Below are 22,735 nucleotides of genomic sequence, written 5' to 3'. Positions count from 1 at the left end.
TCCATTACATCTGATTTGCTGTGGCTTCGCCGCGAATAAATCAGATTTATCAGCTCCAAGCTAGCATACTGCGCTCGCCCAGCGGCGACCCCTGGCATTGAAGCCCCCAGGGGCTCGCCGCCACATACCCCCTCGGGTATTTGGGTTTATACCCTAGGGGGTATTACCGTGGAGGGAACAGAACCCCATCCCCACGGAGGAACCCATGCTTATCGAACGCATCTATGACGAGGACCTGGCCCAGGCCAGCTACTTCATCGGCTGCCAGCGGCTGGGCGAGGCTATCGTCGTTGACGCCCGCCGCGACGTCGCGCCCTACCTCGAACTTGCTGCCGCCAACGGCATGAAGATCACTGCGGTGACGGAAACCCACATCCACGCCGACTACCTCTCCGGCACGCGTGAGCTCGCCGCCGCCACCGGTGCAGCCATCTACGTTTCCGGCGAAGGCGGCACCGACTGGCAGTACGGCTTCGAGGGCACGCGGATGTTCGACGGCGATGCGATCACCATCGGCAACCTCACCATCAAGGCGCTGCACACTCCGGGCCACACCCCAGAGCACCTCTCCTTCCTGGTCACTGACGGCGCCTTCAGCGACCAGGCCGGCTACCTGCTCTCCGGTGACTTCGTCTTCGCCGGAGACCTCGGCCGCCCCGACCTGCTCGATGAAGCAGCCGGCGGCGTTGACACCCGCTTCGAAGGCGCACGGCAGATGTTCGCCAGCCTGCGGGACAAGTTCCTGACCCTGCCCGATTACGTGCAGGTCCACCCCGGCCACGGCGCAGGCAGCGCCTGCGGCAAGGCGCTGGGCGCCATCCCGTCCTCCACCGTGGGTTACGAGCGCCTGTACGCCTGGTGGGGCCCCTACCTCGCAGCCAACGACGAGCAGGCCTTCATCAACGAACTCCTCGACGGACAGCCCGAGGCCCACGCTTACTTCGCCCGCATGAAGAAGCAGAACAAGCAGGGTCCGGCAGTGATGGGCCCGCGTGAACCGCTCACGGAAATCCCCGCAACCGACGTCGCATCCCGCTTGGAGACCGGGAAGGCCACCTTTGTGGACACCCGCGGCGTGGCCGACCTGCACAAGGGAACCGTCCCCGGTGCCCTGCACATTCCCGCCGGCGGCAAGACTGCCAGCTTCGGAGCCTGGGCCGTCGACCCCGAGTCCGAAAACACGCGCCCGCTGATCCTGCTCACCGCAGATCAGGCCCAGGCCCACGCCGTTCGTGATGCCCTGGCCCGCGTAGGCATTGACGACGTCGCCGGCTTCGTTTCCAGCCTTGACGGACTCCCCCAGGCCGCGCCGGCCACCATCTCCGCCACGGACCTGGACCCGTTCGACACAGCCATGGTGCTGGACGTCCGCTCCCGCACGGAGCACGCCGCGGGCCACATCCCCGGCTCGCACCAGCTGCACGGCGGCCGCGCCCTGTGGAACCTGGACCAGCTGCCCTCCGATGGCACGATTGTGGCGTACTGCGCCAGCGGCATGCGCAGCTCGATCGTCGGCAATGCCCTGCGCAACGCCGGGTACGACGTCGTCGAGCTGGAAGGCGCCTACCCCGCCTGGGCTGCCGCTCACGCTTCCTAACCCCCGGCGAAACTAACCCCGGTCCGCATATTGCGGGCCGGGGTTTGTATGTTGCGCAGGAAACGGTATTACAAGCCGGTGAGCTCCTGCACCAGGACAAAGGCACCCATGGCCAGGACAAACCAGCCGAAGGCTTTCCGCAGGGCAGCCTCGGGAATCCTCCCGATCAGCCGTGCGCCGGCCAAGGACCCAACAATCGCCATGGCAGTCACGGCCAGGGTCAGGCTCCAGTCGATCTGCACGGTGGTCAGGTAGCCTGCCAGGCCGGCAAAGGACTTCATGGCGATGACCACCAGGGACGTGCCAACAGCCATGGCCATCGGCATGCCGCCGAGCAGCGCCAGTGCCGGAACCACCAGGAACCCGCCGCCGGCGCCAACCAGTCCCGTCACCAGGCCCACGACGGCGCCGTCTGCGAGGATCCGCAGAATCGGCAGGTCGGTGTAGGCCTTATCCGGATCGACCTTGCGGCGTCCGCGGAGCATAGCGATCGACGTCGCGATCATCATGAGCGCAAAGGCGATCATGAGCACGACGGCGGGGATGCGGCTGCCGAGCAGGCCGCCGCCGAAGGCTCCGGCCATACCTGCGGTACCGAAGATCAGTCCGGTCTTCCAGCGGACCCGCCCTCCGCGGGCGTGCCCGATGACGCTGACGGCGGAGGTCACCCCCACAACAAACAGCGAAGCCGCAATGGCTTCCTTCGCACCGAAACCGGCGATGTACACCAGGATCGGTACCGTGAGGATCGAACCGCCTCCCCCCAGCAGCCCCAGGGAGAGGCCGATGAGCAGGGACAGGCCAAGAACGAGGGCGAGCGTGGGGGTCATGAGGCCGCAGGACCCTGCTGGGGAAGGGTCTCGATTGCCGATTCCCGTGTGGGCTCCGAAGAAGTGCGGTTCCACGGCATCTTGGCCAGGACCATGCCCATGGCGCAGGAGTTGGTGGCAGCGGAGAAAGTCAGGCCGGCACCGATGCCGCCGGCAAGCATGCGGAGCTTAGGCGAGACAAAGCGGCCGCCGGCAAGGCCCAGCACGACGGCGCTGCCGGCCACCATGCGCACCTGGCGTTCCAGGTCCCAGCGCTGCTGGCCGCGGACGACCTCGCCGTTCGCTGCTGCGAACGCCGGGACACCGCCAGCCAGGACATGGGCGAAACCGACGCCCGCGCCGCCCAGGCGGGTGCGGGCCTGTTCTGCCCGGGTGCCGGACTGGCACACCAGTACAACACGCTTGCCGAGCCGTTCGGCCAAGGCATCGGTGTGCTCCGAGAGCAGCGGCAGCGGAACGTTATAGGAGCCGCGGATGTGCATTGATTCGAACTCGGCGGCGGAGCGGACGTCGAGGACGATCAGGTCTTCCTGGTCCTGCATCCAGGTGCGGAGGGTCTGGGCGTCAACGGAGGTTACGGCTGCAGGCGTCGCAGTCATGGGGTCCTTTCGAAAGGAATAGGGAGTACCCCTACGCTCCCATATACCCATGGGGGTATGCAAAACACCCCCGGGGGTATCCCATTTCCCAAGCCTTCTCGAACAGCAGGTTGTCTGGGAATGTTGCGGGCATGGACATGGTGCTGATCGGCCTGGCTGTCGGCGTACTGGTCGGCGCCGTGGTGGGCCTGGTCGGCGCCGGCGGAGCGATTATTGCCGTCCCCGCACTGGTCTATGTGGTGGGACTGGAGCCTGCCGAGGCGGTGCCTACCTCGCTGATCGTCGTGGGCCTGGCCTCCCTTGCAGGAGCCCTCCCCCGGCTGCGTTCGGACGTCAGCTGGCCGCTGGTCCTGCTGGTGGGAGCTGCAGGCATTCCGGCTTCCTGGCTGGGGGCTGCCGCCGGCGCACGCCTGGACAAGGACTGGCTGATGCTGTTCTTCGCCCTGATCATGATCGTCGCGGGACTGCGGATGCTGCTGGCCGCCGGGGTATCCAACGTCCAGTCACAGCCGGGCGCCAACCGCTGGGGCCAGCTGGCACTGCGCGGCATTCCCACCGGACTGGCCGTTGGTTTCCTCACCGGCCTTTTGGGTGTGGGCGGCGGTTTCCTCATCATTCCCGCCCTCACCCTGCTGCTTCGCCTTCCCATGCACCGGGCGATTGGCACGTCCCTGGTCATCATCGTGATCAACTCTGCGTCCGGCTTCGCCGCACACCTGGACGGGCTTTCCATTGACTGGGCATTGACTCTCAGCTTCGCTGCGGCAGCCATGGCCGCCTCGCTGGGAGCTGCGCGAATCGCCCACCGCCTTAACGACGCCGTCGTCAGCCGGGTTTTCGCCGCCCTCATTTTTGCTGTCGCCCTGGCAGTGCTGCTGCAGACCGTACCGGCCCTCTTCCGCGCATAAGCGGCAACGCCGCTACGAGGGCACGCAGATCACGCCATTGTGATCTGCGTTACGGGCGATGTTACCGCTTTGCGCGCGTGAAACGCCAAACGGGAGCCGCTCCCCTCTGCGACCTGCCGCTTCGTCGCGGCGTGGGGTGTGTCGGCCCTGCGTGAGACGATGATTCCATGCCTGAAACCCTGCCCCTTGTGGATGTCACGGACATCATCCGCGTAGTGGGCGGCACGGCGTTCCAACGCGGCCAGAGCTACGCCAAGGGCGGCGCCGTCGAGAGCCTGGACTGGGATGCGCCGGGGGCTGTCCTGCGGGCACGGGTCCGTGGCCATGCCAGCACGCCGTACCGGACCATGCTGGTGCTTGAGCCCAAACGGCAGGGTGACTACCGGCTGGCAGACAACCATTGCAGCTGCCCCCTCGGCTACGACTGCAAGCATGTGGCGGCGGCGGCCCTGCAGAGCAACACCCAGCACCTCATTGCGCGGCAGGAGCTGCGCAGCACCCCGGCCAAACCCGCCGTGCCGGCCTGGCAGGAATCGCTGCAAACCCTGCTTGAGGGCAGTTCCACTCCCGAGCGGCGGCAGATCACGCCGCTCGGCCTGCAGTTCGAACTGCGCAGGCGCGACGGCGGGTCCTCCAGTGTGTGGGGACCGCCCGCCCGGCGCGGATCCCGGGCTCCGGCCTGGCGGCTGGGCGTCCGGCCGGTAGTGCGCAATGCCCGCGGAGCATGGGTGAAGAACAACCTGGCCTGGACCAACCTTGCCTACCAGACCTACGGACTGAAGCTGGACCCGGAACAGCACCGCTGGTTCTCCCAGTTCCCGGCATTGCACCGCTCCAACGGCGTGACATATTTCGGGCAGAACGACTCGTGGCTCTACCTCGATGACTTCGCCAATCCCCTGCTGTGGCAACTGTTGGAGGAAGCCCAGCGACTCGACGTGCAGTTCGTGGGGACCAAAAAGGACGTCACCGTCCAGGTGGGCTCCGAGGCCGTCCTGGCCCTTGATGTCCGCGCCACGGCCGCGGGGGACACCGCTCCGCTGCAGCTGCTGCCGAGCCTGGAAATCGACGGCCAGCCCTACCCCCTGGACACGGCAGGGGTCATCGGCACCCATGGCCTGTATGTCCGTTCAGCCAACGGCACCATCCTGCTGGCGCCGAGCCCGCGGACCCTGACCGAGCAGGACCGGAACCTGCTGGCAGGCAACGCGCCGGTGACCATCCCGGAAGCGGATACCGCCCTGTTCCTGGAGAAGTTCTACCCCAAGCTCCGCCAGGTCCTCCCGGTGGTCAGCAGCGATGAGTCGGTCCAGTTCCCGGAAGTTGAACCGCCGATGCTGGTCCTGACTGCGGCGTTCCAGCCCGGCGATGAACTGGCCCTGGGCTGGAACTACGAATACCGGCAGGGCACCGCCTCGTCCCGGATGGCCCTGGACACCCAGCCCTCACCCGGCGACCCGGCCGCACGCGACGTCGGCGCCGAAGCCGTGCTGCTGGAGTCCGCCGCACGGGTGCTGGGAGGTCCCCCGCGCAACACCGTGCTGCACGACATCGACACGGCAGAGTTCAGCGAATACACCATTCCGAAGCTGCAGAAAACGGACGGCATCCGGGTCGAAATCCTTGGTGAGCGCCCGGACTACCGCGAACTGACGTCTGCTCCGCAGCTGAAAATCACCACGGTGGAGACTGACCGGCGGGACTGGTTCGACCTGGCCGTCATGATCACGGTGGACGGCCGCCAGGTGCCTTTTGCGGACGTGTTCAAGGCGATGGCCAAGGGGAAGACCAAGATCCAACTGGTGGACAAGACGTACATGTCCCTGGACCGGCCGGAATTCGCCAAGCTCCACGCCCTCATCGAGGAAGCCCAGGCGCTGCAGGAGTGGGACACCGGCGGCCTCTCGATCAGCCGGTACCAGGCCGGTTTGTGGGCCGAACTGGAGGAACTCGCCGAGGAGACCGAGCAGGCGGCCGCGTGGCGTTCGGCCGTCAGCGGGCTGCTGGACCTTGAGGCAGTGGACCCGGTACCGCTTCCGGCCGGACTTCAGGCCCAGCTTCGGCCGTACCAGGTGCAAGGCTACAACTGGCTTGCCTTCCTGTGGGAGCACGGGCTGGGCGGTGTGCTCGCCGACGACATGGGCCTGGGCAAGACCCTGCAAACCCTGGCGCTCATTGCCCGGGCCCGCGAAACCCAGGCACAGACCAGCCCGGCAACCTCCGCGCCCGCGGCCGGGGAAAATCCCGCCCGCAGGCCCTTCCTCGTGGTGGCTCCGACGTCGGTGGTTCCCAACTGGGTCTCCGAAGCTGCCCGCTTCACTCCCGGACTGAAGACGGTGTCCATCGCGGACACCAGCTCCAAGTCCCGCCGCAAACTCGGCGACGTGATCGCAGGGGCGGACATCGTGGTGACGTCCTACGCCGTCTTCCGCCTGGACTTTGCGGCCTACCGCGCCCAGGAATGGGACGGGCTGATCCTGGACGAAGCGCAGTTCGTCAAGAACCGCACCACCCGGGCCAGCCAGTGCGCCCGGGAGCTCCCTGCACCATTCAAGCTGGCGATCACCGGCACCCCGATGGAGAACAACCTCATGGAACTGTGGTCCATGTTCGCCATCGTGGCGCCCGGACTGTTCCCCTCCGCACGGAAGTTCGCGGAGGAGTACCAGCGCCGCATCGAAAAGTCCCAGGACCGGGAGCAGCTGGGCCGGCTGCGCCGCCGGATCAAACCGCTGATGCTGCGCCGGACCAAGGAGGCCGTGGCGTCCGATCTTCCCGCCAAGCAGGAACAGGTGCTGGAGGTGGACCTCAGCCCCAAGCACCGCAAGATCTATGAAACGCACCTGCAGCGGGAACGGCAGAAGCTCATGGGCCTGCTGCAGGACATGGACCGGAACCGGATGATCGTCTTCCGCTCCCTGACCCTGCTGCGCATGCTCAGCCTCGATGCTTCGCTGGTCGATCCGGAGAACGCCGGAGTCCCCTCGGCCAAGCTGGACGCACTGTTCGAGCAGCTCGAAGACGTCACCGCCGAGGGGCACCGCGCCTTGGTCTTCAGCCAGTTCACGTCTTTCCTCAAGCTCGCCGAAGCCCGGCTTCAGGAGGCCGGAATCCCCTACGCATACCTGGACGGTTCCACCCGCAACCGCGCCGAGGTCATTTCCCGGTTCAAGGACGGCGAAGCCCCGGTCTTCCTGATCAGCCTGAAAGCGGGCGGATTCGGCCTGAACCTGACCGAGGCCGACTACGTGTTCCTGCTCGATCCCTGGTGGAACCCTGCCACCGAGGCGCAGGCCGTGGACCGGACCCACCGCATCGGCCAGACCCGCTCGGTGATGGTCTACCGGATGGTGGCCAGAGGAACCATCGAGGAAAAAGTCATGGCCCTGAAGGAACAAAAGGCTGCACTGTTCTCCTCCGTGATGGACGACGACGCCGTGTTCAGTTCAGCGCTGACCGCAGAGGATATCCGGGAACTTCTGCAGTAGTTCCCCGTTCCGCGCCACAGCGGCCGGTGAAATCCGGCACAGCAAAATGCACGGTTTCCGCGCCGCCTTGCGCCTCGCGACGGGCTGAAACAACTTCTACCAATTGTAGAAATCGGTACCTTGGAAAATGCTGCAGGACACTCAGCCCTGCGCAACTGCAGTGTTGCCAAGGAAGGAACATGAGCCTCAAGGAAGCCGTCCGCCCGACGCCGGTGGCGGACACACGCCCGCTGGATACCCCGACGGACGACACCGATGAGCTGGTCCACGTCTTCTGCACCCCCTGCAAGCGGCGGGCCATGCAGCGCGCCCGCCGTCCGGTTCCCTACTGCGGCAAGAAAATGCCGAACCGGCCGCTCAGGGATGACAACGGCCACCTGCCCGTCTGCGTGGTGTGCGTGGAGCTGGCCCGCTCTGCACCCTGCCCTGCCTGCGGAATGCAGGCCCGCCTCTAGGCTGGCCATTCCCAGCGTCCGTGTTGGTTTGTACAGTGGGGGGATGGCTACCCAGGAACGTCCCATAGGATTTTGGCTCAAACTGGTGGACCAGCTCGTCGATGAGCAGTTCGGCGCGAGCTTTGAGGAACACGGAGTCACCCGCCTGCAGTGGCAGATGATGAATGTGCTCACCAGCGGCCCCGTCACCGAAAAGGAACTGGCTGACCAGCTCCGTCCTTTCTTCCCGCCCGTAGAAACCGGCACCTCGGCCGAGCTGATCGAAGAACTGGCCGACAGCGGCTGGGTGGAAGTGAATGACGGAACCTATGCCCTGACGGACCTGGGCACCCGCAGCCTTGAAAACCTGCGCGGCGCCGTCGAGCGGATCCGGGAACAGCTGACCTCCGAGGTCTCCGAAGAGGAATACGCGGCCCTGGTCACCGTCCTGCAGCGCATGGCTTCCAACTTGGGCTGGGAAGATCGCCCGGACAACCAGGACACTCCCGGCCTGTAACCCTCGGCCGGGCAGAGAAGCCGGGATTAGTGGCCTTTGAAGGCCTCCGCCAGCCACCAGGCGCCGCCGTCGTTGGCAATCTTGGCGTCGATGACCAGCGGAGCGTCCCGCGGGCCGGCCAGCCATTCGGTGACCCCCGCCAGGTCGGCGGTGCTGCGTACGGTAATTCCCGCCGCCCCGCAGCCGCGGGCGATGGCCGCGATGTCGGTGTCGGGGAAGGTTACGGCAGCCATATCGACGGGCTCGGGCGCTGCACCAAAATGGTGTACTTCGGCACCGTAGGCGGCGTCGTTGTAGACGATCGCGACGAGCGGGAGCCGCAGCCGGACTGCCGTTTCGAGTTCCGAGATGCCCATCAGGAAGCCGCCGTCGCCGGTGCCCAGGACCGGCAGGCGGTCCGGCCGGGCCAGTGCGGCACCGATCGCGGTGGACAGGCCAAGGCCAATGGACTGGAACGCCTGCGTGAAGCAGAACCCGAACTCGTCCGGAACGGTGAGGTGGGTGGAGGGATAGCCCATGAAGTTGCCCGAATCCACGGAAACCAGGCGCTCCGCGGGCAGCAGCCGGTCCAGTTCCAGCGTCAGCACGCGGGGGTCGATCTGCTCCGGGGTTGAAATGTCCTGCACCGGCACGTCCTGCCAGCGCGAACCCGCCGCGATGCGCCCGGCAACATCGGCTGTCCGGTAGTTTTCGAGGGGTTCCGGACGAACAGCCCGCAGTTCGGCGAGCACGTCGGCAGCCGTGACGGCGCAGTCGCCCAGCACGCCAAGATGGATGTCGCGGTTCGCTCCCAGCGCTGAGTCCTCCACGTCCACCTGCACCACCACGGCGTCGGGATGGATCAGGGAACCGTGGCGCATGGTCCACATATTCAGGGTGCAGCCCCACCCAATGATGAGATCAGCTTCGCTGATCAGTGCGGCCGTTTCCGGGGTGGAGAAACCACCGGCGATTCCGAGGTTGAACTCCTCGCCGGCGAAGAGGCCGCTCGCTACGGCCGATGTTGCCAGCAGGGCTCCCGAGTGGGCGGCGAGCATCTTCAGCTCGGATCCGGCTGCCCGGGCACCGCGTCCGGCAACAAACACGGGACGCTTCGCGTGGCTGAGGCAGTCGGCCAGTCCGCGGACCAGCACGGCATCGGGCCGGATACGGCCGCCGGGAAGAACCGGCATCAGCCGGTCCGGCGTGCCGTCGGGTGCCGGCTGGGCCTGGACGTCCAGGGGCACGCTGAGGACCACCGTGCGGCGCTCGTTCTGCGCTGTTCGGAACGCCCGGACCGTATCGGCAACCGCGCTGGCGGCAGAGTGCACCCGCTCCGGAACGGCTCCGAGGCTGCGGGCGAAACCATCCTGGTCGATCCGGAAGTTCGACCGGACAGCAGCCCCGGCGGCGTCGGCTGTCAGGACGATCATGGGGGTGCGCGACTTCGCGGCTTCAGCGATTCCGGTCGCGGCGTTGCTCAGGCCGCAGCCCTGATGGGTGGAAAGAACCGAGACCAATCCGGACATCCGGGAGTAGGCGTCCGCCATCGTGGCAGCTCCGCCTTCATGCCGCGCGGCAGTAAAAGGGACGCCGTTCCCGCGCAGGGCGTTCGTGAGATGGAAGTTGCCGCTGCCCACCACGCCAAAGGCGTGTCCGGCCCCCAACTTGGCGAGCGTGCGGCCCACCAGCGCGGCGACATTCATTTGATCCATCCGTGCGGCTCCTGCCTGGGTCTGACGCAACTTCCTACCAAGACTCTAGGATGCGCCCGCAGCAGTCCCAACCGTGCCCGCGTCATGATTCGGCACAGAACTTCGCTTTTGCCGCTCCGGCGGGGCGTGGGAGGTATTCTCAGGCAAACATTTCCGCAACCGCAGGACAGGACCCGAACATGGCGCAGAACAGCATCAACCCCGGTGTGATCCAGGACTTCCTCGGCGCCCTCGACGGCGGAACGCTGGAGATCGTGGACCTCACGGCGCCCCTGAGCAGTGAGATCCCGACGCTGAAGCTGCCGGATCCGTTCGTGAACCTGATCGACTTCAGCCTCGAAGAGGTCAGCGCCTTCAATGAACCAGGTCCGTTCTGGAAGCACCACAACATCCATACCGGTGAGCACATCGGCACCCACGTGGATGCGCCGTCGCACTGGGTCACGGGACGCGACGGCGACGACGTGTCCGAGATCCCGGTCAAGCGCCTGACCGGTCCCGCCGTTGTCCTGGACTTCAGCGCCGAAGCTGCGGCGGACCCCGATTTCCTGGTGGAGCCGGAACATATCAAGGCGTGGGAAGCGGAGCACGGAGCGCTGCCCGACGGCGGCTGGCTGCTGCTGCGCACCGGCTGGGACAAATTCGTGGACGACGCCGATGCCTTCCTGAACATCGACGAGACCGGTTCCCACACGCCGGGGATTTCCGCAGCATGCGCCAAATGGCTGGCGGAGGAAACCCCGATCGCCGGACTGGGCGTTGAGACGGTGGGGATCGACGCGGGCAATGCGGGCGCGTTCGACCCGCCGTTCCCTGCCCATTACTACCTGCTCGGCAACAACAAGTACGGCGTCACGCTGCTCCAGAACCTCGCCCAGCTGCCGGCCACCGGCGCCATGGTTGTGGTGTCACCGCTGAAGATCGTTGGCGGCACTGCCAGCCCGGCACGCGTGCTCGCCTTCGTGGAACGGTCTTAGCCGCTCTACCGCCGCTGGGTCTGGGCCAGCAGCTCCTCGAACGGCAGCGACTCCATCGAGCCGTGCACCGCAGTCCGGCCCGGCGCTGCGGGAGCAGTCTCCTGCTGCAGGCCGGTCCCGCCGCGCAGCAGGCCTGCCAGTTCCGCGCCGGCCTGCCGCACCCGGCGGTCCAGGCCGGCGGCTCCGGAAGCACCGGCTCCCCAGTCTTCCGGCGCGGCGTAGACGGCGGTGGGCACCAGCCGGGCGCGGAGGTATCCGAACAGCGGCCGCATGGCGAAATCGAGCACCATCGAGTGCCGGGCGCTGCCGCCGGTGGCCCCGATCAGCACGGGCTTGCCGTCCAGCGAGTCCTTGTCGATCACGTCGAAGAAGGACTTGAAGAGTCCGGACACCGAGGCCGTGAAGACCGGCGTCACCGCAATGAGCGCGTCGGCGTCGATCACTTCGTTGAGCAGCGCCTCCAGGTTCGGCGGTGCATACCCGGCGACCATGGTGTTCGCGATGTCCACTGCGTACTCACGCAGCTCATGGGTAGTGACGGCAGCGTCGATCCCTGCCTCCGTCAGCACGTCCCTGGCTGCGGCGCCCAGCTGGTCGGCCAGCATGCGGCTGGAAGAGGGCACACCCAGCCCAGCGGTGATGATGACTATCCTGCGCTTGGCCACAACGGCCCCTTTCGGTAACGCCTGCCTATTTTCATGCTTTTGCATCTAATGGGTGAACTGCCGGTACGCCGTTCTTATTCCCCCGCCGGCGCCACCCCTAGGATGAGCCCATGAGCTTCTCCACGCCCGTTACCCTGCAAGGCCGCACCGTACGGCTTGAACCGCTGGAGGAGGCCCACGTTCCCGAGCTGGTTGAGGCGGTCGAAGACGGGGAACTCTGGAAGCTTTGGTACACGCGGATCCCTGCTCCGGTGGGAATGGCAGCGGAGGTCCAGGCGCGGCTTTCACACCAGGCAGCCGGGACCATGGCACCGTGGGCCATCCGCCGCCTGGACACCGGAAAGCTCTGCGGCATGACCACGTACATGAACATCAAGGCCGAGCACCGCCGGTTGGAGATCGGCTCCACCTGGCTTGCCGAGAGCGCGCAGCGGACCTCGATCAATGCCGAGACCAAATACCTGCTGCTCACGCGGGCCTTTGAAGAACTCGACTGCATCGCTGTGGAGTTCCGGACGCACTGGCACAACTATGCGTCCCGGACCGCTATTGCCCGGCTGGGCGCCAAGCAGGACGGAGTGCTGCGCAGCAACGAACTGTGGGTGGACGGTTCCCGGCGCGACGTCGTCGTCTTTTCCATCCTGGACAGCGAGTGGTCCTCGGTCCGGCTCGGCTTGAAGCACCGCCTCGCCACCCGCTGACCGCTGCGCAGTTCCCTATGATTGAGGGCAGACCCGGTGCCCGTTGAGGCGCCCCCGCACCGAAAGACATGAGCACCACAGCTATGCCGCAAAAGATCATCCTGGACTGCGATCCCGGCCACGACGATGCCATTGCCCTCCTGCTGGCCCACGGAAACCCGGAGATCGAGCTCCTGGCCGTGACCACGGTGATGGGTAACCAGACCCTGGAGAAGGTCACGCGGAATGCGCTCTCCGTGGCCCGCGTCGCCGGAATCACCGATGTGCCCTTCGCCGCCGGCTGCGCCCGCCCGCTGGTCCGCACGGTGGAAACCGCACCGGACATCCACGGAGAATCCGGGCTGGACGGGCCGGTCCTTCCCGAGCCGGCCATCGAGCTCGATTCCCGGCATGCAGTGGACCTGATCATCGACACGGTGATGTCCCACGAGCCCGGAACCGTCACCCTGGTGCCCACCGGCGCGCTCACCAACATTGCCCTGGCGGTCCGCAAGGAACCCCGGATCGCGCAGCGGGTGAAGGAGGTGGTGCTGATGGGCGGCGGCTACCACACCGGCAACTGGTCCGCCGTGGCCGAGTTCAACATCATCATCGACCCCGAAGCCGCCCATATTGTCTTCCACGAGAAGTGGCCGCTGACGATGGTCGGGCTGGACCTGACGCACCAGGCACTCGCGACCGACGACGTCGTCCAGCGGATCGCAGCAGTCGGCACCGCTCCGGCCACGTTCGTCGGAGAACTGCTCGAATTCTTCCGCACGTCCTACCGCGACGCGCAGGGCTTTGCGGCCCCTCCCGTGCACGATCCCTGTGCCGTGGCCCTGGTGATTGACCCAAAGGTCATGACCACCCGCCGGGTTCCGCTCGATGTCGAATTGACGGGCACCAAGACCCTCGGCATGACCGTGGCCGATTTCCGGGCCCCTGCACCGGCTGACTGCACGACGTCGGTGGCCATGGACCTTGACCACGAGCGGTTCTGGGACCTGGTAATCGACGCCCTCGAACGGATCGGGGAGGTCCAGGCGTGAGCGGGAACAAGGTTGTGGTGGTCGGCTCGCTTAATGCCGACCTGACAGTACGCACCGAGCGGTTCCCCCAGCCCGGTGAAACCCTTACCGGTTCGGAACTGGTGATCGTTCCTGGCGGTAAAAGTGCCAACCAGGCGGCTGCTGCCGCGATCCTGGGTGCCGACGTCGTGCTCTGCGGCGCGGTTGGTGCCGATGGCCACGGCGATCTGCTGCTGGAAGCGGCTGCCGGCGCCGGAGTGGACATCTCGGCAGTTGTCCGCCGGGAAGGGACCGCTACCGGGACGGCCATGATCGTGGTCGACGCTGCCGGCGAGAACACCATCATCGTCTCCCCCGGAGCCAACGGGACCCTCCAGGGAAGTGACCTGCCGGCGTCCCTCTTTACGGACGCTGCGGTGCTGTGCCTCAGCCTGGAAGTACCGCTCGAAACGGTCGTGGCCGCGGCCGAGAGCGCGCATTCAGCCGGAGCGCAGGTCCTGCTGAACCTCTCCCCTTACCGGGACGTTCCGCGGGATTTGCTCGCCCTGACCGACGTCCTGCTGGTGAATGTCCATGAGGCAGGCCAGCTCAGCGGAATCGGCGATCCCGCGGCCGACTGGCCAGCAGTAACCCAGTCACTGGCCACACGCGGTATCGGCCGCGCCGTGGTCACCCTCGGAGCCGGCGGGTCGGTAGTCCTGGATCCGTCCTCCCAACCTGCCGTGCAGGCGATCCCGGCAACACCCGTGGATGCCGTGGACACCACCGGGTGCGGCGATGCTTTCACGGCAGCGGTGGCGGCACGCCTGGCCCGTGGAAGCACGCTCGCCGAGGCCGCGGCGTTCGCATCCCGCGCCGCAGCCCTGGCCGCGGCCGGACCCGGCGCGCAGACCTCCTACCCGGCGCTGGCAACACTGAACTAGTCCTTCCGGAGCAGGTCAAAAAACTCCTATAGGGCGGATTTCGCGGAAACTCAGCCGTTTTGGGGAGGCAGAAGTGACGGATGGTAACTATGCTGTCTTCTGTCCTACGCCGGCGGCCCCTGCAGCCATCGGCACGCACCCGCATTGCAGAACATTCTGAGGGGAATAATGTCCGAGCAAATGCCTCCGGCAAACAATTACAGCTACAACGCGTACTCGAGCGGCCAGGCACCGGCAGCGCCGCCGGCACCGGTTCGCCCCAAGCAGGTGGACCTGGGCTTCTGGCTCTTGATTGCCGCTGCAGCCCTGACCATCATCAGCATCCCGGTTGGGATCTCCTGGTTGAACTCCAGCGAGTACCAGGCAACCGTGGGCGGCCAGTTCACGGCCGAAGAGCTCGACATGATCATCGGCGTCGCCCTGATGACGACCCTGTTCTTCGCTGTCGTCAGCACCGCTATCGCTCTGCTGGTAGCCCTGTTTATCCGCAAGGGCCACAACTGGGCGCGAATCGTAGCGACCGTTTTCGCTGTCCTGGGCATCTTCAACCTCGCCGGCGCAGGCGCCGGCGGCCTGATGGCGGTACTGACCGTCCTGGGCGTGCTGCTCCCGGTTGCAGCGGTCGTCGTTCTGTGGATGAAGCCCTCCACGGAGTTCTTCAACGCGTCAAAGGCTTACCGGCAGTTCAAGAAGTTCAACCCGGGGGCATAACCACCCGGGACTGGGCCGGTACCGCCGCGGCGGTACCGGCCCAGTTTCTTTAAGCGGCGTTTGGACGTCAACGTGCGGCGGCCCGCCCTGCGGCCCGCCCGCTGAAGAGGCATCCACCCAGGAACGTTCCCTCGAGGGAGCGGTATCCGTGCATGCCCCCGCCGCCGAAGCCGGCAGCTTCACCGGCGGCAAACAGGCCGGGAACGGGTGTACCGTTGGCGCCCAGCACCTGGCTGTCCAGGTCTGTTTCGAGTCCGCCCAAGGTCTTGCGGGTGAGGACGGAGAGCCGCACTGCGATCAGCGGTCCGTCCTTGGGGTCCAGGATGGGCCGGGGAGCGGCGGTGCGGATCAAGCGGTCCCCCAGATAGGTGCGGGCGCCGCGGATCGCCGTCACCTGCGCATCCTTGCTGAAGGGGTTGGCGATCTCCCGGTCCCGGGCCTGCAGTTCCGCCAGGACCGACTCGGCGGAAAGCACCGGCGCCCGGCCGTCCGTGGCGGACTTGGCCAGGGTGTTCATCGCGGCCACCAGTCCGGGCACGCTGGAAGCGGTGATGAAGTCCTCCCCATGGTCCAGGAACTTCTGGACCGGGCCGGGCACGCCTGCGGTGGCCCGCTTGAGGACGTCACGGACAGACTTGCCGGTCAGGTCCGGATTCTGCTCCGAGCCTGAGAGGGCGAATTCCTTGCGGATGATGGCCTTGTTCAACACAAACCAGCTGTAGTCATGACCGGTGCTACGCAGGTGCTCCAGCGTCCCGAGCGTATCGAAACCCGGGAACAGCGGACCGGGCAGCCGGTTTCCTGCAGCGTCCAGCCAGAGGGAGGACGGACCCGGCAGGATCCGGATACCGTGGTTGGGCCACACCGGATTCCAGTTCTTGATGCCTTCCACGTAATGCCACATCCGGTCCGGATTAATGACCCGTCCGCCGGCATCCTGGGCGGCTTGGATCCCCCGCCCGTCAACATGCTGGGGCACACCGCTGAGCATCGTCGCGGGTGGTGTCCCGAGCCGCGCCGGCCAGGCATCCCGCACCAAGGCATGGTCGCCGCCAATACCGCCCGTCGTTACGACGACGGCGCCGGCCGGGAACTCGAACTCCCCCACCACGTCGCGGGAGGCCAAGCGGCCACGCGGCGTCGTGGTTCTCCCCAGGACGCTGCCGCGGATCCCGGCCACCGTGCCCGCACTGGTGACGAGGGACTCCATCCGGTGGTTGCAGGCCAGGCGGACCAGGCCGCGGGCGACGCCGTCGCGCACCTTGGCTTCAAACGGTGCGGTGACGCCGGGACCGGTCCCCCAGGTGATGTGGAACCTGGGCACGGAGTTGCCGGGACCCGTGGCGCCGTAGCCTCCGCGCTCAGCCCAGCCCACTACCGGAAAGAAACGGTGGCCCATCTGGTGCAGCCAGGAGCGTTTTTCTCCCGCCGCGAAGTTCACGTAGGCCTCCGCCCAACGCCGCGGCCAGTAATCCTCCTCGCGGTCGAAGCCGGCCGTACCCAGCCAGTCCTGCCAGGCCAGTTCCACGGAATCCTTGACCCGGAGCCGCCGCTGTTCGGGCGAGTCCACCAGGAACAGGCCACCGAAGGACCACCAGGCCTGGCCGCCCAGGCTCTGTTCGCCTTCCTGCTCCACAAGGAGCACGGAGCGCCCTGCGTGCACGAGTTCGGCCGTTGCTACCAGGCCCGCCAGCCCGGCCCCCACCACTATGACATCTGCGTCTTTTGGCTGCATCGGGCAAACGCTACCGGCAGGTACGCCGTCCTGCCTAGGGGCTGTCCGGCGCTTGTGACAGTGCCCCGGGACTGGCTGCACTCCCCGTAGGGCCTGTCGCAAGCGCCCGGCGATTCCTAGACTTGAACACATCGGCCATCCGGCCAGCTCCGGCATTGACGGGAAGCTGCCGCCACCACCGGACGCGCTTTACCGAGGATGGAGGAACTCATGAGCACGAATCCACACGATGAGGAACGTACCCACAACGAGAGCCCGGCGGAAGGTGACACGAACGTCGATCCGGGAACCGGACAGGAAAGGTCACAGCAACCGGCCGAAGGTGAAGACGAGGACCCGCAGGGCACCTGACCTGCAGGGTTAAACAGTAAAAGGCCTCCCGTTCCCGGCGTGTGGGGCGCCGGGCACGAAAGGCCAGGGACAGACCTCAATCAGCGGCGGACTTACGATGCTTTCGCCGTGCCGCTGTTCCTGTTCGCGTCAGCTATTACGTCGGCATCCTTGCTGTGGTCCACCACTGGCCCGGTCCCGGCAATCTCACGGAGCTGCTCAATCCCTGCCGCAGCAGCTTCCTTCGTAGGAAACATTGCGGAGACTGCCATCAGTGCTCCGTCACCGGAAATGAGCTTGATCCGGAATGCGCCGTCGTGGGCGTCAACCAGCTTGAAGTAGCCCGACATCTCTTACCTCCTTGTAAGGGGTACCTTCAGTGCGATTAATGGTAAGTCGGCTGACGAGTTTTCGGACCCCTTTCCCGGCAACTTTGGCAGCCGTTGCGTGATCGAGACCTTGTGATCGGGACCTTTAGGCTCCACGGGACGCCCCCGTGGTGAGTGCCTGCAGGATTTCGTCCTGGGTAGCGGGCAGGGAGGTCAGCAGTGCGGCGAGCATCCGCGCCTGGGACGGACCCAGGTCTCCGCCCGGGATGGCACCGGCCCGGACCAGGTTCACTCCGCCGCCGGCACCGTAGGCCGGAACCACGCCTCCCGCCGGCACCCGGCTGCACAGAATCACCGGGCACCCGGCGCGCACTGCGTCCTGGACTGCTTCGGCGAAGCCGGCTCCGGCGTTACCCGTACCCGTACCAGCCAGGACGACGGCGTTGGCTCCGGACCGCACGGCGTAGGAGAACAGCTCCGGCGTGGTTCCGAGGGCGCACTCGATGATCTCCACCCGGGCATTGTCAAAGTCTTCGCCGGGCAGCGGCAGGGGTTTCTGCCGAACCGGCACGGCGGTGACGTGCAGCGTTCCCGCCACGAAATGCGCCACCGGAACGCCGCCGCCAAATGGACTCTCCGCCAGGGTATGCAGTTTCCGGGTTCCGCGTGCGCCAAGGATCTCCCCCGCGAAGGAGATCAGGACCCCGCAGCCCCGCAGCTGGGGAGCCGCCGCAGCCGTGACGGCGTCCTCCAGGTTGCCCGGACCGTCTGCCACCTTGCTGTCCGCGGGCCGTTGGGCGCCGGTGAAGACCACCGGTTTGGGTGAGTCGTGCACCAGGTCCAGCAGGAAGGCTGTCTCTTCCATGGTGTCTGTGCCGTGCGTGACGACGACGCCGTCCACACCGTCGTCCATGACCGCAGCGTGGACGGCCTCCGCGATCAGCCGAACCTCACCCAGGCGCAGCTGGTAGCTGTTGGCGTTGGTGACGTCCTGGGCCGAGTAGCTGTGCCGGCCGGAGAGCCCGGCCGCCAGCTTCTCAGCACGTTCCGCAGAGGACGCTCCGTCCTGTCCGGACCTTGAGGCAATGGTTCCTCCGGTCGCCAAAATCCTGATGTGGGCCATTGAACCGCTGTCCTCTCGCCGGCATCACTACAGCCAAAGCTATGCCCGCCGGAACGCCATGGCTAGGAGTTCCCGGCTTTAGCGGAGCCCGGGGCGGCAAAGCCGGCGGGCATCCTAGACTGGCGGCATGGCAGATACGGTCTCTCCGGAGCAGCGCAGCCGGAACATGTCCCGGATCCGCTCCAAGAACACCAAACCCGAACTGCTGATCCGGCGCCTGCTTCACCGCGCCGGTTACCGGTTCAGGCTGCACGGAGCCACGCGCGGGGGAAGCCTGCCGGGAAAGCCGGACTTGGTCTTCGCGGGCAGGCGCAAAGTCATCTTCGTCAACGGATGCTTCTGGCACACCCATTCCTGTCCCGCCGGGACGCACGCACCGGCAACGAATCCTGAGTTCTGGGCCGCGAAACGGGCCAGGACGCTCGCCCGGGACGCCGCCGCCCTCCAGGCACTGAACGATGCCGGCTGGGAAGCCCTGGTGGTCTGGGAATGCGAAATGCGCAATGCATCCGTGCTTGAGTCGCAGCTGCTGGCTTTCCTCGGCCCACCGGGCGCTGCCGAATCATCCCCGCTAGACTCGCCCGCAACCATCACCCAACCGAAGGGGAACTGAATGCCGGAGACAACCCAGGCCCTGCGCGGCGTGCTTTTCGACGTGGACGGCACGCTGGTTGATTCGAATTACCTCCATACAGTGGCCTGGTGGCAGGCCTTCCGCCAGCTGGACTATGACATTCCCATGGCGGCCATCCACCGGGCTATCGGGATGGGCGGTGACAAGCTCGTCAGCCACCTGCTGGATGGTGATCCGTCCGCGGAGGAAGAGGAGAAACTCGATTCGAGCCACGGTGCGCTCTTCTCCGCGTCCTGGCCCTCCCTTCGGGCGTTCGACGGCGCGGCAGAGCTGTTGCGCAAAGTCGCCTCCGACGGGCTCGCCGTCGTCCTGGCATCTTCTGCCTCCTCCGCGGATCTGGACGCGCTGCGCGCCGCGATCGATGCCGACGACGCCATCACCGGCGCTACCAGTTCCTCCGACGCCGAGCAGAGCAAGCCCGCTCCGGACATCCTCCAGGCGGCCCTGGACTCCGCCGGGCTGCAGGCCCAGGAGACAGTTTTTGTGGGCGACTCCGTCTGGGACGTGCGGTCTGCCGCCAAACTGGGAATCCCGACGATCGCACTCACCTGCGGCGGAACCAGCGAAGCGGAGCTGCTCGAGGCCGGCGCCAAACAGGTTTACGCCAGCCCGAGGGACCTGCTGGAGAGTCTGCAGGACAGCCTGCTGAACCAGCAGTCGGCCAGCTAAACGACCCGAAAGGACACCCCATGACTACTGAACCGACCGGACCCGCCAACGACGCCGAGGATCCCCTGGGTCCCAGCGCCCCGCAGCCCGAGCCCACGGGGGCACCGCGGACGCCTGGAGAAACGGAGCAGCCCGCGGGCAACATCCGCGAGGAACAGGGAACACATGCCGCAGGTACCGTCCCGGCTGCCCATTCCGGCGGAGCTGACGAAGCAGAACACGATCACCGCCGTCCCGAAGACGCACTCCAGGAACCGACCTCGGCCGACGGCTGAGCCCGCGGCGCTAAGCTGCCGGCGCTAGGCCAGACCGGCCCGGCGCAGCGCTTCCGCCATCGGCCCTTCCGGCTGCGGGGCGGCCGTTTCCCGGCGCGGCGGGCGGCCTGCTTTGCCTGGCTGCGCCTTGGACGCCGGGGCCGGGCGTCCCGCCCGTGCGGGACGCCCGGTTTCCTTGCGGGTACTGGAGGGCAGTTCGTCCTCGAGCCGGAGGGTCAGCGAAATCCGCTTCCGCTCGGGATCGGCCTCCATCACCTTCACCTTCACCACCTGGCCGGACTTCACGACGTCGCGCGGGTCCGAAATGAACGTGGAAGACATGGCCGAGATGTGCACGAGCCCGTCCTGGTGAACGCCAATATCCACGAAGGCACCGAAGGCCGCCACGTTGGTGACCACGCCGTCGAGCACCATGCCGGGCCGCAGGTCAGCGATCTTTTCGATGCCCTCGGAGAAGGTGGCGGTCTTGAACGCCGGGCGCGGATCGCGTCCGGGCTTGCGCAGTTCATTCATGATGTCCATGACGGTCGGCAGGCCGGTGTTCTCATCCACGAAGGCCGCCGGGTCAAGCCCTTGCAGGTCCGCACCGGCGGGAGTCATCTCTGCCTTGGCCGCGGAGAGGATCCTGCGGGCAATCCCGTACGACTCCGGGTGGACGCTGGAAGCGTCCAGCGGATCGCTTCCTCCGGTGATGCGCAGGAACCCTGCGCACTGTTCAAACGCCTTGGCGCCCAGGCGCGGGACCTTCATCAGGTCCCGGCGCCGGGCGAACGGCCCGTTGGCGTTGCGGTAGGCCACGATGTTTTCGCTCAGCAGCGGTCCGACGCCGGCAACCCGGCTGAGCAGCGCCGGGGAGGCCGTGTTGACATCCACTCCAACGGCGTTCACGCAGTCCTCCACGACCGCGTCCAGCGACCGGTCCAGCCGGGCGGCCGTGATGTCGTGCTGGTACTGGCCCACGCCGATGGACTTCGGATCAATCTTGACCAGCTCGGCCAGCGGATCCTGCAGCCGCCGGGCGATGGAGACGGCTCCGCGGAGGGAAACATCCATGCCCGGCAGTTCGGCTGCGGCCAGCGCGGACGCCGAATACACGGAGGCTCCGGCTTCGGAGACCACGAGTTTCTGCAGCTTCGCCTCCGGAACCAGCCGCATCAGCTCGGCCGCCAGCTTGTCCGTTTCGCGGGACGCCGTTCCGTTGCCGATCGCGACGAGATCCACCCCGTGTTTCCGAACCAGGTTGCCCAACCGGACCAGTGCCTCATCCCACTTGCGGGCCGGTGCATGCGGGTAGACCGTGTCCGTGGCGACAACCTTGCCCGTGCCGTCCACCACCGCTGCCTTCACGCCGGTGCGCAGGCCCGGGTCCAGGCCCAGGGTGGCCCGGTTGCCGGCCGGAGCCGCGAGCAGGACATCCCGAAGGTTGGCAGCGAAGACCCGGACGGCTTCGGTTTCTGCCTCCTGGAACAACCGGACCCTCAGGTCCACGGAGAGCTTCGCCAGAATCCGCCGCCAGGCCAGCTGCACGGTCTGCTGGAGCCAGGCATCAGCCGGCCGTCCCCGCGCTGCTACGCCGAGCCGGGCTGCCACAGTGTTCTCGAACCGCTGCCGTGCCTGGGCCAGGGCCTGCGTGTCCCCCGGATCGGCTTCCGCCAGGCCCAGTTCCAGGATCCCTTCGCTCTCCGCGCGCAGCAGTGCCAGCACCCGGTGTGACGGCATCCCCGACGGCGCCTGGGAGAAGTCGAAGTAGTCCGCGTACTTCTGCCCTTCTGTTTCCTTTCCGGCCCGGACCTGCGAGCGCAGGCGCCCCTGCTTCCACAGTTTCTCCCGTGCAGTGGTTAGCAGGTCTGCGTCCTGTCCTGCACGTTCGATCAGAATGGCGCGGGCACCGGCGAGCGCTTCAGCAGCGTCCGGGACACCCTCTCCCAGGTAGCGGCCGGCTTCCTTCCCCGGGTCCAGGGACGGGTTGGCCAGCAGCGCCTCGGCCAAGGGCTCCAGCCCGGCCTCACGGGCGATCTGCGCTTTGGTCCGCCGTTTGGTCTTATAGGGCAGGTAAATGTCTTCCAGCCGGGACTTGGTGTCCGCAGCCTCGATCGCCGCACGCAGCTCGGGCGTGAGCTTGCCCTGGGCATCGACAGCATCCAGGATCGCCCGGCGCCGGTCCGCCAGTTCGCGCAGGTAGCGCAGGCGTTCATCGAGTTCGCGGAGCTGGGTGTCATCCAGCGTGCCGGTGGCTTCCTTGCGGTAGCGGGCAATGAAGGGCACGGTGGATCCGCTGTCCAGGAGTTCGACGGCGGCACGCACCTGCCACGCGGCCACACCGAGCTCGGCGGCAATCTGGGCATAAATCTGGGCATAAAGGCGTTCGTCGCTGCTCTGGGCAGGGGCAGAGGAACGGGTGGTGGACACTGGCTGCGGGGCGGCTGGGGAACTCACCCGCCCCATTGTTCCGCATGGTTGGCGCGGGCGGCCACCAGGAGGGGATGAAGGCGCCGGAAAGAAAGCCTTCACATTGGCTCATGATCTGCTGAACCGGCCTGCGAATGGGGTAGAACATAGGGATGCGCCGTCCCGGCCAGTGCCGGC

At 66.7% G+C, this 22,735-nt stretch carries 22 protein-coding genes; 14 read left to right on the top strand and 8 right to left on the bottom strand.

Annotated elements, in window-relative coordinates; all coding sequences use genetic code 11:
* The first annotated feature begins 205 nt into the window (after positions 1 to 205).
* Positions 206 to 1,597 carry an MBL fold metallo-hydrolase gene (locus tag NF551_RS03235; protein ID WP_227897620.1) on the top strand — a complete coding sequence of 464 codons (1,392 nt, stop codon included), beginning with the start codon at positions 206 to 208 and terminating at the stop codon, positions 1,595 to 1,597.
* Positions 1,598 to 1,665: 68 nt separating this feature from the next.
* Here NF551_RS03235 and NF551_RS03230 read toward each other — a convergent pair whose 3' ends face one another.
* Both NF551_RS03230 and NF551_RS03225 read right to left on the bottom strand, forming a co-directional pair.
* Positions 1,666 to 2,427: a sulfite exporter TauE/SafE family protein gene (locus tag NF551_RS03230; RefSeq protein WP_227897619.1), complete on the bottom strand. Its 762-nt coding sequence runs from the start codon at positions 2,425 to 2,427 to the stop codon at positions 1,666 to 1,668.
* Positions 2,424 to 3,026, bottom strand: a complete 603-nt coding sequence (locus NF551_RS03225) for a rhodanese-like domain-containing protein (RefSeq protein WP_227897618.1) — start codon at positions 3,024 to 3,026, stop codon at positions 2,424 to 2,426. Before NF551_RS03225 ends, NF551_RS03230 begins: the two co-directional genes overlap by 4 nt.
* A 131-nt stretch (positions 3,027 to 3,157) precedes the next feature.
* Here NF551_RS03225 and NF551_RS03220 point away from each other — a divergent pair, with 131 nt between their 5' ends.
* The 4 genes from NF551_RS03220 to NF551_RS03205 all read left to right on the top strand — a co-directional run bounded on the left by NF551_RS03220 (position 3,158) and on the right by NF551_RS03205 (position 8,373).
* Positions 3,158 to 3,934: a sulfite exporter TauE/SafE family protein gene (locus NF551_RS03220; RefSeq protein WP_341482287.1), complete on the top strand. Its 777-nt coding sequence runs from the start codon at positions 3,158 to 3,160 to the stop codon at positions 3,932 to 3,934.
* Between the two features lie 167 nt (positions 3,935 to 4,101).
* The gene (locus NF551_RS03215) at positions 4,102 to 7,422 is read left to right on the top strand and encodes a DEAD/DEAH box helicase (RefSeq protein ID WP_227897617.1); all 3,321 of its coding nucleotides are present in this window, start codon (positions 4,102 to 4,104) and stop codon (positions 7,420 to 7,422) included.
* 179 nt (positions 7,423 to 7,601) lie between these two features.
* Positions 7,602 to 7,877: a hypothetical protein gene (locus NF551_RS03210; protein ID WP_227897616.1), complete on the top strand. Its 276-nt coding sequence runs from the start codon at positions 7,602 to 7,604 to the stop codon at positions 7,875 to 7,877.
* A 43-nt stretch (positions 7,878 to 7,920) separates the two neighbouring features.
* Positions 7,921 to 8,373 carry a MarR family winged helix-turn-helix transcriptional regulator gene (locus tag NF551_RS03205; protein WP_227897615.1) on the top strand — a complete coding sequence of 151 codons (453 nt, stop codon included), beginning with the start codon at positions 7,921 to 7,923 and terminating at the stop codon, positions 8,371 to 8,373.
* 26 nt (positions 8,374 to 8,399) lie between these two features.
* Here the strand turns inward: NF551_RS03205 and NF551_RS03200 are convergent, their stop codons facing one another.
* Complete coding sequence (locus NF551_RS03200; protein ID WP_423722584.1) at positions 8,400 to 10,067, bottom strand: thiamine pyrophosphate-binding protein; 1,668 nt, start codon at positions 10,065 to 10,067, stop codon at positions 8,400 to 8,402.
* Between the two features lie 179 nt (positions 10,068 to 10,246).
* Here NF551_RS03200 and NF551_RS03195 point away from each other — a divergent pair, with 179 nt between their 5' ends.
* Positions 10,247 to 11,044 carry a cyclase family protein gene (locus NF551_RS03195; protein ID WP_227897614.1) on the top strand — a complete coding sequence of 266 codons (798 nt, stop codon included), beginning with the start codon at positions 10,247 to 10,249 and terminating at the stop codon, positions 11,042 to 11,044.
* A 5-nt stretch (positions 11,045 to 11,049) separates the two neighbouring features.
* On the opposite strand, the gene NF551_RS03190 is transcribed toward NF551_RS03195, so the two are convergent.
* The gene (locus NF551_RS03190) at positions 11,050 to 11,709 is read right to left on the bottom strand and encodes a CE1759 family FMN reductase (protein ID WP_227897613.1); all 660 of its coding nucleotides are present in this window, start codon (positions 11,707 to 11,709) and stop codon (positions 11,050 to 11,052) included.
* Between the two features lie 110 nt (positions 11,710 to 11,819).
* Between NF551_RS03190 and NF551_RS03185 the strand changes: the two genes are divergently transcribed.
* The 4 genes from NF551_RS03185 (at position 11,820) to NF551_RS03170 (ending at position 15,054) form a co-directional block, all read left to right on the top strand.
* Positions 11,820 to 12,410: a GNAT family N-acetyltransferase gene (locus NF551_RS03185; protein WP_227897612.1), complete on the top strand. Its 591-nt coding sequence runs from the start codon at positions 11,820 to 11,822 to the stop codon at positions 12,408 to 12,410.
* Between the two features lie 83 nt (positions 12,411 to 12,493).
* Positions 12,494 to 13,441, top strand: coding sequence for a uridine-preferring nucleoside hydrolase UriH (gene uriH, locus NF551_RS03180; RefSeq protein ID WP_227897630.1), 948 nt, complete (start codon positions 12,494 to 12,496; stop codon positions 13,439 to 13,441).
* Positions 13,438 to 14,343: a ribokinase gene (locus tag NF551_RS03175; RefSeq protein WP_227897611.1), complete on the top strand. Its 906-nt coding sequence runs from the start codon at positions 13,438 to 13,440 to the stop codon at positions 14,341 to 14,343. The genes uriH and NF551_RS03175 overlap by 4 nt, the downstream gene beginning before the upstream one ends.
* Positions 14,344 to 14,523: 180 nt before the next feature.
* Positions 14,524 to 15,054, top strand: a complete 531-nt coding sequence (locus tag NF551_RS03170) for a hypothetical protein (protein WP_227897610.1) — start codon at positions 14,524 to 14,526, stop codon at positions 15,052 to 15,054.
* Positions 15,055 to 15,121: 67 nt separating this feature from the next.
* On the opposite strand, the gene NF551_RS03165 is transcribed toward NF551_RS03170, so the two are convergent.
* Entirely contained in the window at positions 15,122 to 16,789 is a 1,668-nt protein-coding gene (locus tag NF551_RS03165) for an FAD-binding dehydrogenase (RefSeq protein ID WP_227897609.1), read from the bottom strand.
* A gap of 210 nt (positions 16,790 to 16,999) precedes the next feature.
* Here NF551_RS03165 and NF551_RS03160 point away from each other — a divergent pair, with 210 nt between their 5' ends.
* The gene (locus NF551_RS03160) at positions 17,000 to 17,140 is read left to right on the top strand and encodes a hypothetical protein (protein ID WP_227897608.1); all 141 of its coding nucleotides are present in this window, start codon (positions 17,000 to 17,002) and stop codon (positions 17,138 to 17,140) included.
* Positions 17,141 to 17,232: 92 nt separating this feature from the next.
* On the opposite strand, the gene NF551_RS03155 is transcribed toward NF551_RS03160, so the two are convergent.
* Entirely contained in the window at positions 17,233 to 17,469 is a 237-nt protein-coding gene (locus NF551_RS03155; protein WP_227897607.1) for a YegP family protein, read from the bottom strand.
* A 124-nt stretch (positions 17,470 to 17,593) separates the two neighbouring features.
* The gene (locus tag NF551_RS03150) at positions 17,594 to 18,571 is read right to left on the bottom strand and encodes an asparaginase (RefSeq protein WP_227897606.1); all 978 of its coding nucleotides are present in this window, start codon (positions 18,569 to 18,571) and stop codon (positions 17,594 to 17,596) included.
* Between the two features lie 127 nt (positions 18,572 to 18,698).
* On the opposite strand from NF551_RS03150, the gene NF551_RS03145 reads away from it, so the two are divergent.
* Genes NF551_RS03145 through NF551_RS03135 form a run of 3 tightly spaced genes read left to right on the top strand, consistent with a single transcriptional unit; the run spans position 18,699 to position 20,149 of the window.
* Positions 18,699 to 19,184 carry a very short patch repair endonuclease gene (locus NF551_RS03145; RefSeq protein ID WP_227897605.1) on the top strand — a complete coding sequence of 162 codons (486 nt, stop codon included), beginning with the start codon at positions 18,699 to 18,701 and terminating at the stop codon, positions 19,182 to 19,184.
* Positions 19,185 to 19,874, top strand: coding sequence for an HAD family hydrolase (locus tag NF551_RS03140; protein ID WP_227897604.1), 690 nt, complete (start codon positions 19,185 to 19,187; stop codon positions 19,872 to 19,874).
* A gap of 20 nt (positions 19,875 to 19,894) precedes the next feature.
* Positions 19,895 to 20,149 carry a hypothetical protein gene (locus NF551_RS03135; protein ID WP_227897603.1) on the top strand — a complete coding sequence of 85 codons (255 nt, stop codon included), beginning with the start codon at positions 19,895 to 19,897 and terminating at the stop codon, positions 20,147 to 20,149.
* 24 nt (positions 20,150 to 20,173) lie between these two features.
* On the opposite strand, the gene NF551_RS03130 is transcribed toward NF551_RS03135, so the two are convergent.
* Positions 20,174 to 22,594, bottom strand: a complete 2,421-nt coding sequence (locus tag NF551_RS03130; RefSeq protein WP_231704706.1) for a Tex family protein — start codon at positions 22,592 to 22,594, stop codon at positions 20,174 to 20,176.
* Between the last annotated feature and the right edge of the window lie 141 nt (positions 22,595 to 22,735).

The sequence above is a fragment of the Arthrobacter caoxuetaonis genome (assembly GCF_023921125.1).
GTDB classification, from domain to species: domain Bacteria; phylum Actinomycetota; class Actinomycetes; order Actinomycetales; family Micrococcaceae; genus Arthrobacter_B; species Arthrobacter_B caoxuetaonis.
This window is presented reverse-complemented; position numbering and strand designations above follow the sequence as displayed.

What these genes read in the sequence shown, in the direction of transcription:
- NF551_RS03215 (WP_227897617.1), top strand. Translation starts at nt 4,102, where the DNA reads ATGCCTGAAACCCTGCCCCTTGTGGATGTCACGGACATCATCCGCGTA.
- NF551_RS03210 (WP_227897616.1), top strand. Translation starts at nt 7,602, where the DNA reads ATGAGCCTCAAGGAAGCCGTCCGCCCGACGCCGGTGGCGGACACACGC.
- NF551_RS03205 (WP_227897615.1), top strand. Translation starts at nt 7,921, where the DNA reads ATGGCTACCCAGGAACGTCCCATAGGATTTTGGCTCAAACTGGTGGAC.
- NF551_RS03165 (WP_227897609.1), bottom strand. Translation starts at nt 16,789, where the DNA reads ATGCAGCCAAAAGACGCAGATGTCATAGTGGTGGGGGCCGGGCTGGCG.
- NF551_RS03225 (WP_227897618.1), bottom strand. Translation starts at nt 3,026, where the DNA reads ATGACTGCGACGCCTGCAGCCGTAACCTCCGTTGACGCCCAGACCCTC.
- NF551_RS03150 (WP_227897606.1), bottom strand. Translation starts at nt 18,571, where the DNA reads ATGGCCCACATCAGGATTTTGGCGACCGGAGGAACCATTGCCTCAAGG.
- NF551_RS03170 (WP_227897610.1), top strand. Translation starts at nt 14,524, where the DNA reads ATGCCTCCGGCAAACAATTACAGCTACAACGCGTACTCGAGCGGCCAG.
- NF551_RS03140 (WP_227897604.1), top strand. Translation starts at nt 19,185, where the DNA reads ATGCCGGAGACAACCCAGGCCCTGCGCGGCGTGCTTTTCGACGTGGAC.
- NF551_RS03235 (WP_227897620.1), top strand. Translation starts at nt 206, where the DNA reads ATGCTTATCGAACGCATCTATGACGAGGACCTGGCCCAGGCCAGCTAC.
- uriH (WP_227897630.1), top strand. Translation starts at nt 12,494, where the DNA reads ATGCCGCAAAAGATCATCCTGGACTGCGATCCCGGCCACGACGATGCC.
- NF551_RS03135 (WP_227897603.1), top strand. Translation starts at nt 19,895, where the DNA reads ATGACTACTGAACCGACCGGACCCGCCAACGACGCCGAGGATCCCCTG.
- NF551_RS03185 (WP_227897612.1), top strand. Translation starts at nt 11,820, where the DNA reads ATGAGCTTCTCCACGCCCGTTACCCTGCAAGGCCGCACCGTACGGCTT.
- NF551_RS03195 (WP_227897614.1), top strand. Translation starts at nt 10,247, where the DNA reads ATGGCGCAGAACAGCATCAACCCCGGTGTGATCCAGGACTTCCTCGGC.
- NF551_RS03220 (WP_341482287.1), top strand. Translation starts at nt 3,158, where the DNA reads ATGGACATGGTGCTGATCGGCCTGGCTGTCGGCGTACTGGTCGGCGCC.
- NF551_RS03230 (WP_227897619.1), bottom strand. Translation starts at nt 2,427, where the DNA reads ATGACCCCCACGCTCGCCCTCGTTCTTGGCCTGTCCCTGCTCATCGGC.
- NF551_RS03155 (WP_227897607.1), bottom strand. Translation starts at nt 17,469, where the DNA reads ATGTCGGGCTACTTCAAGCTGGTTGACGCCCACGACGGCGCATTCCGG.
- NF551_RS03145 (WP_227897605.1), top strand. Translation starts at nt 18,699, where the DNA reads ATGGCAGATACGGTCTCTCCGGAGCAGCGCAGCCGGAACATGTCCCGG.
- NF551_RS03200 (WP_423722584.1), bottom strand. Translation starts at nt 10,067, where the DNA reads ATGGATCAAATGAATGTCGCCGCGCTGGTGGGCCGCACGCTCGCCAAG.
- NF551_RS03130 (WP_231704706.1), bottom strand. Translation starts at nt 22,594, where the DNA reads ATGGGGCGGGTGAGTTCCCCAGCCGCCCCGCAGCCAGTGTCCACCACC.
- NF551_RS03160 (WP_227897608.1), top strand. Translation starts at nt 17,000, where the DNA reads ATGAGCACGAATCCACACGATGAGGAACGTACCCACAACGAGAGCCCG.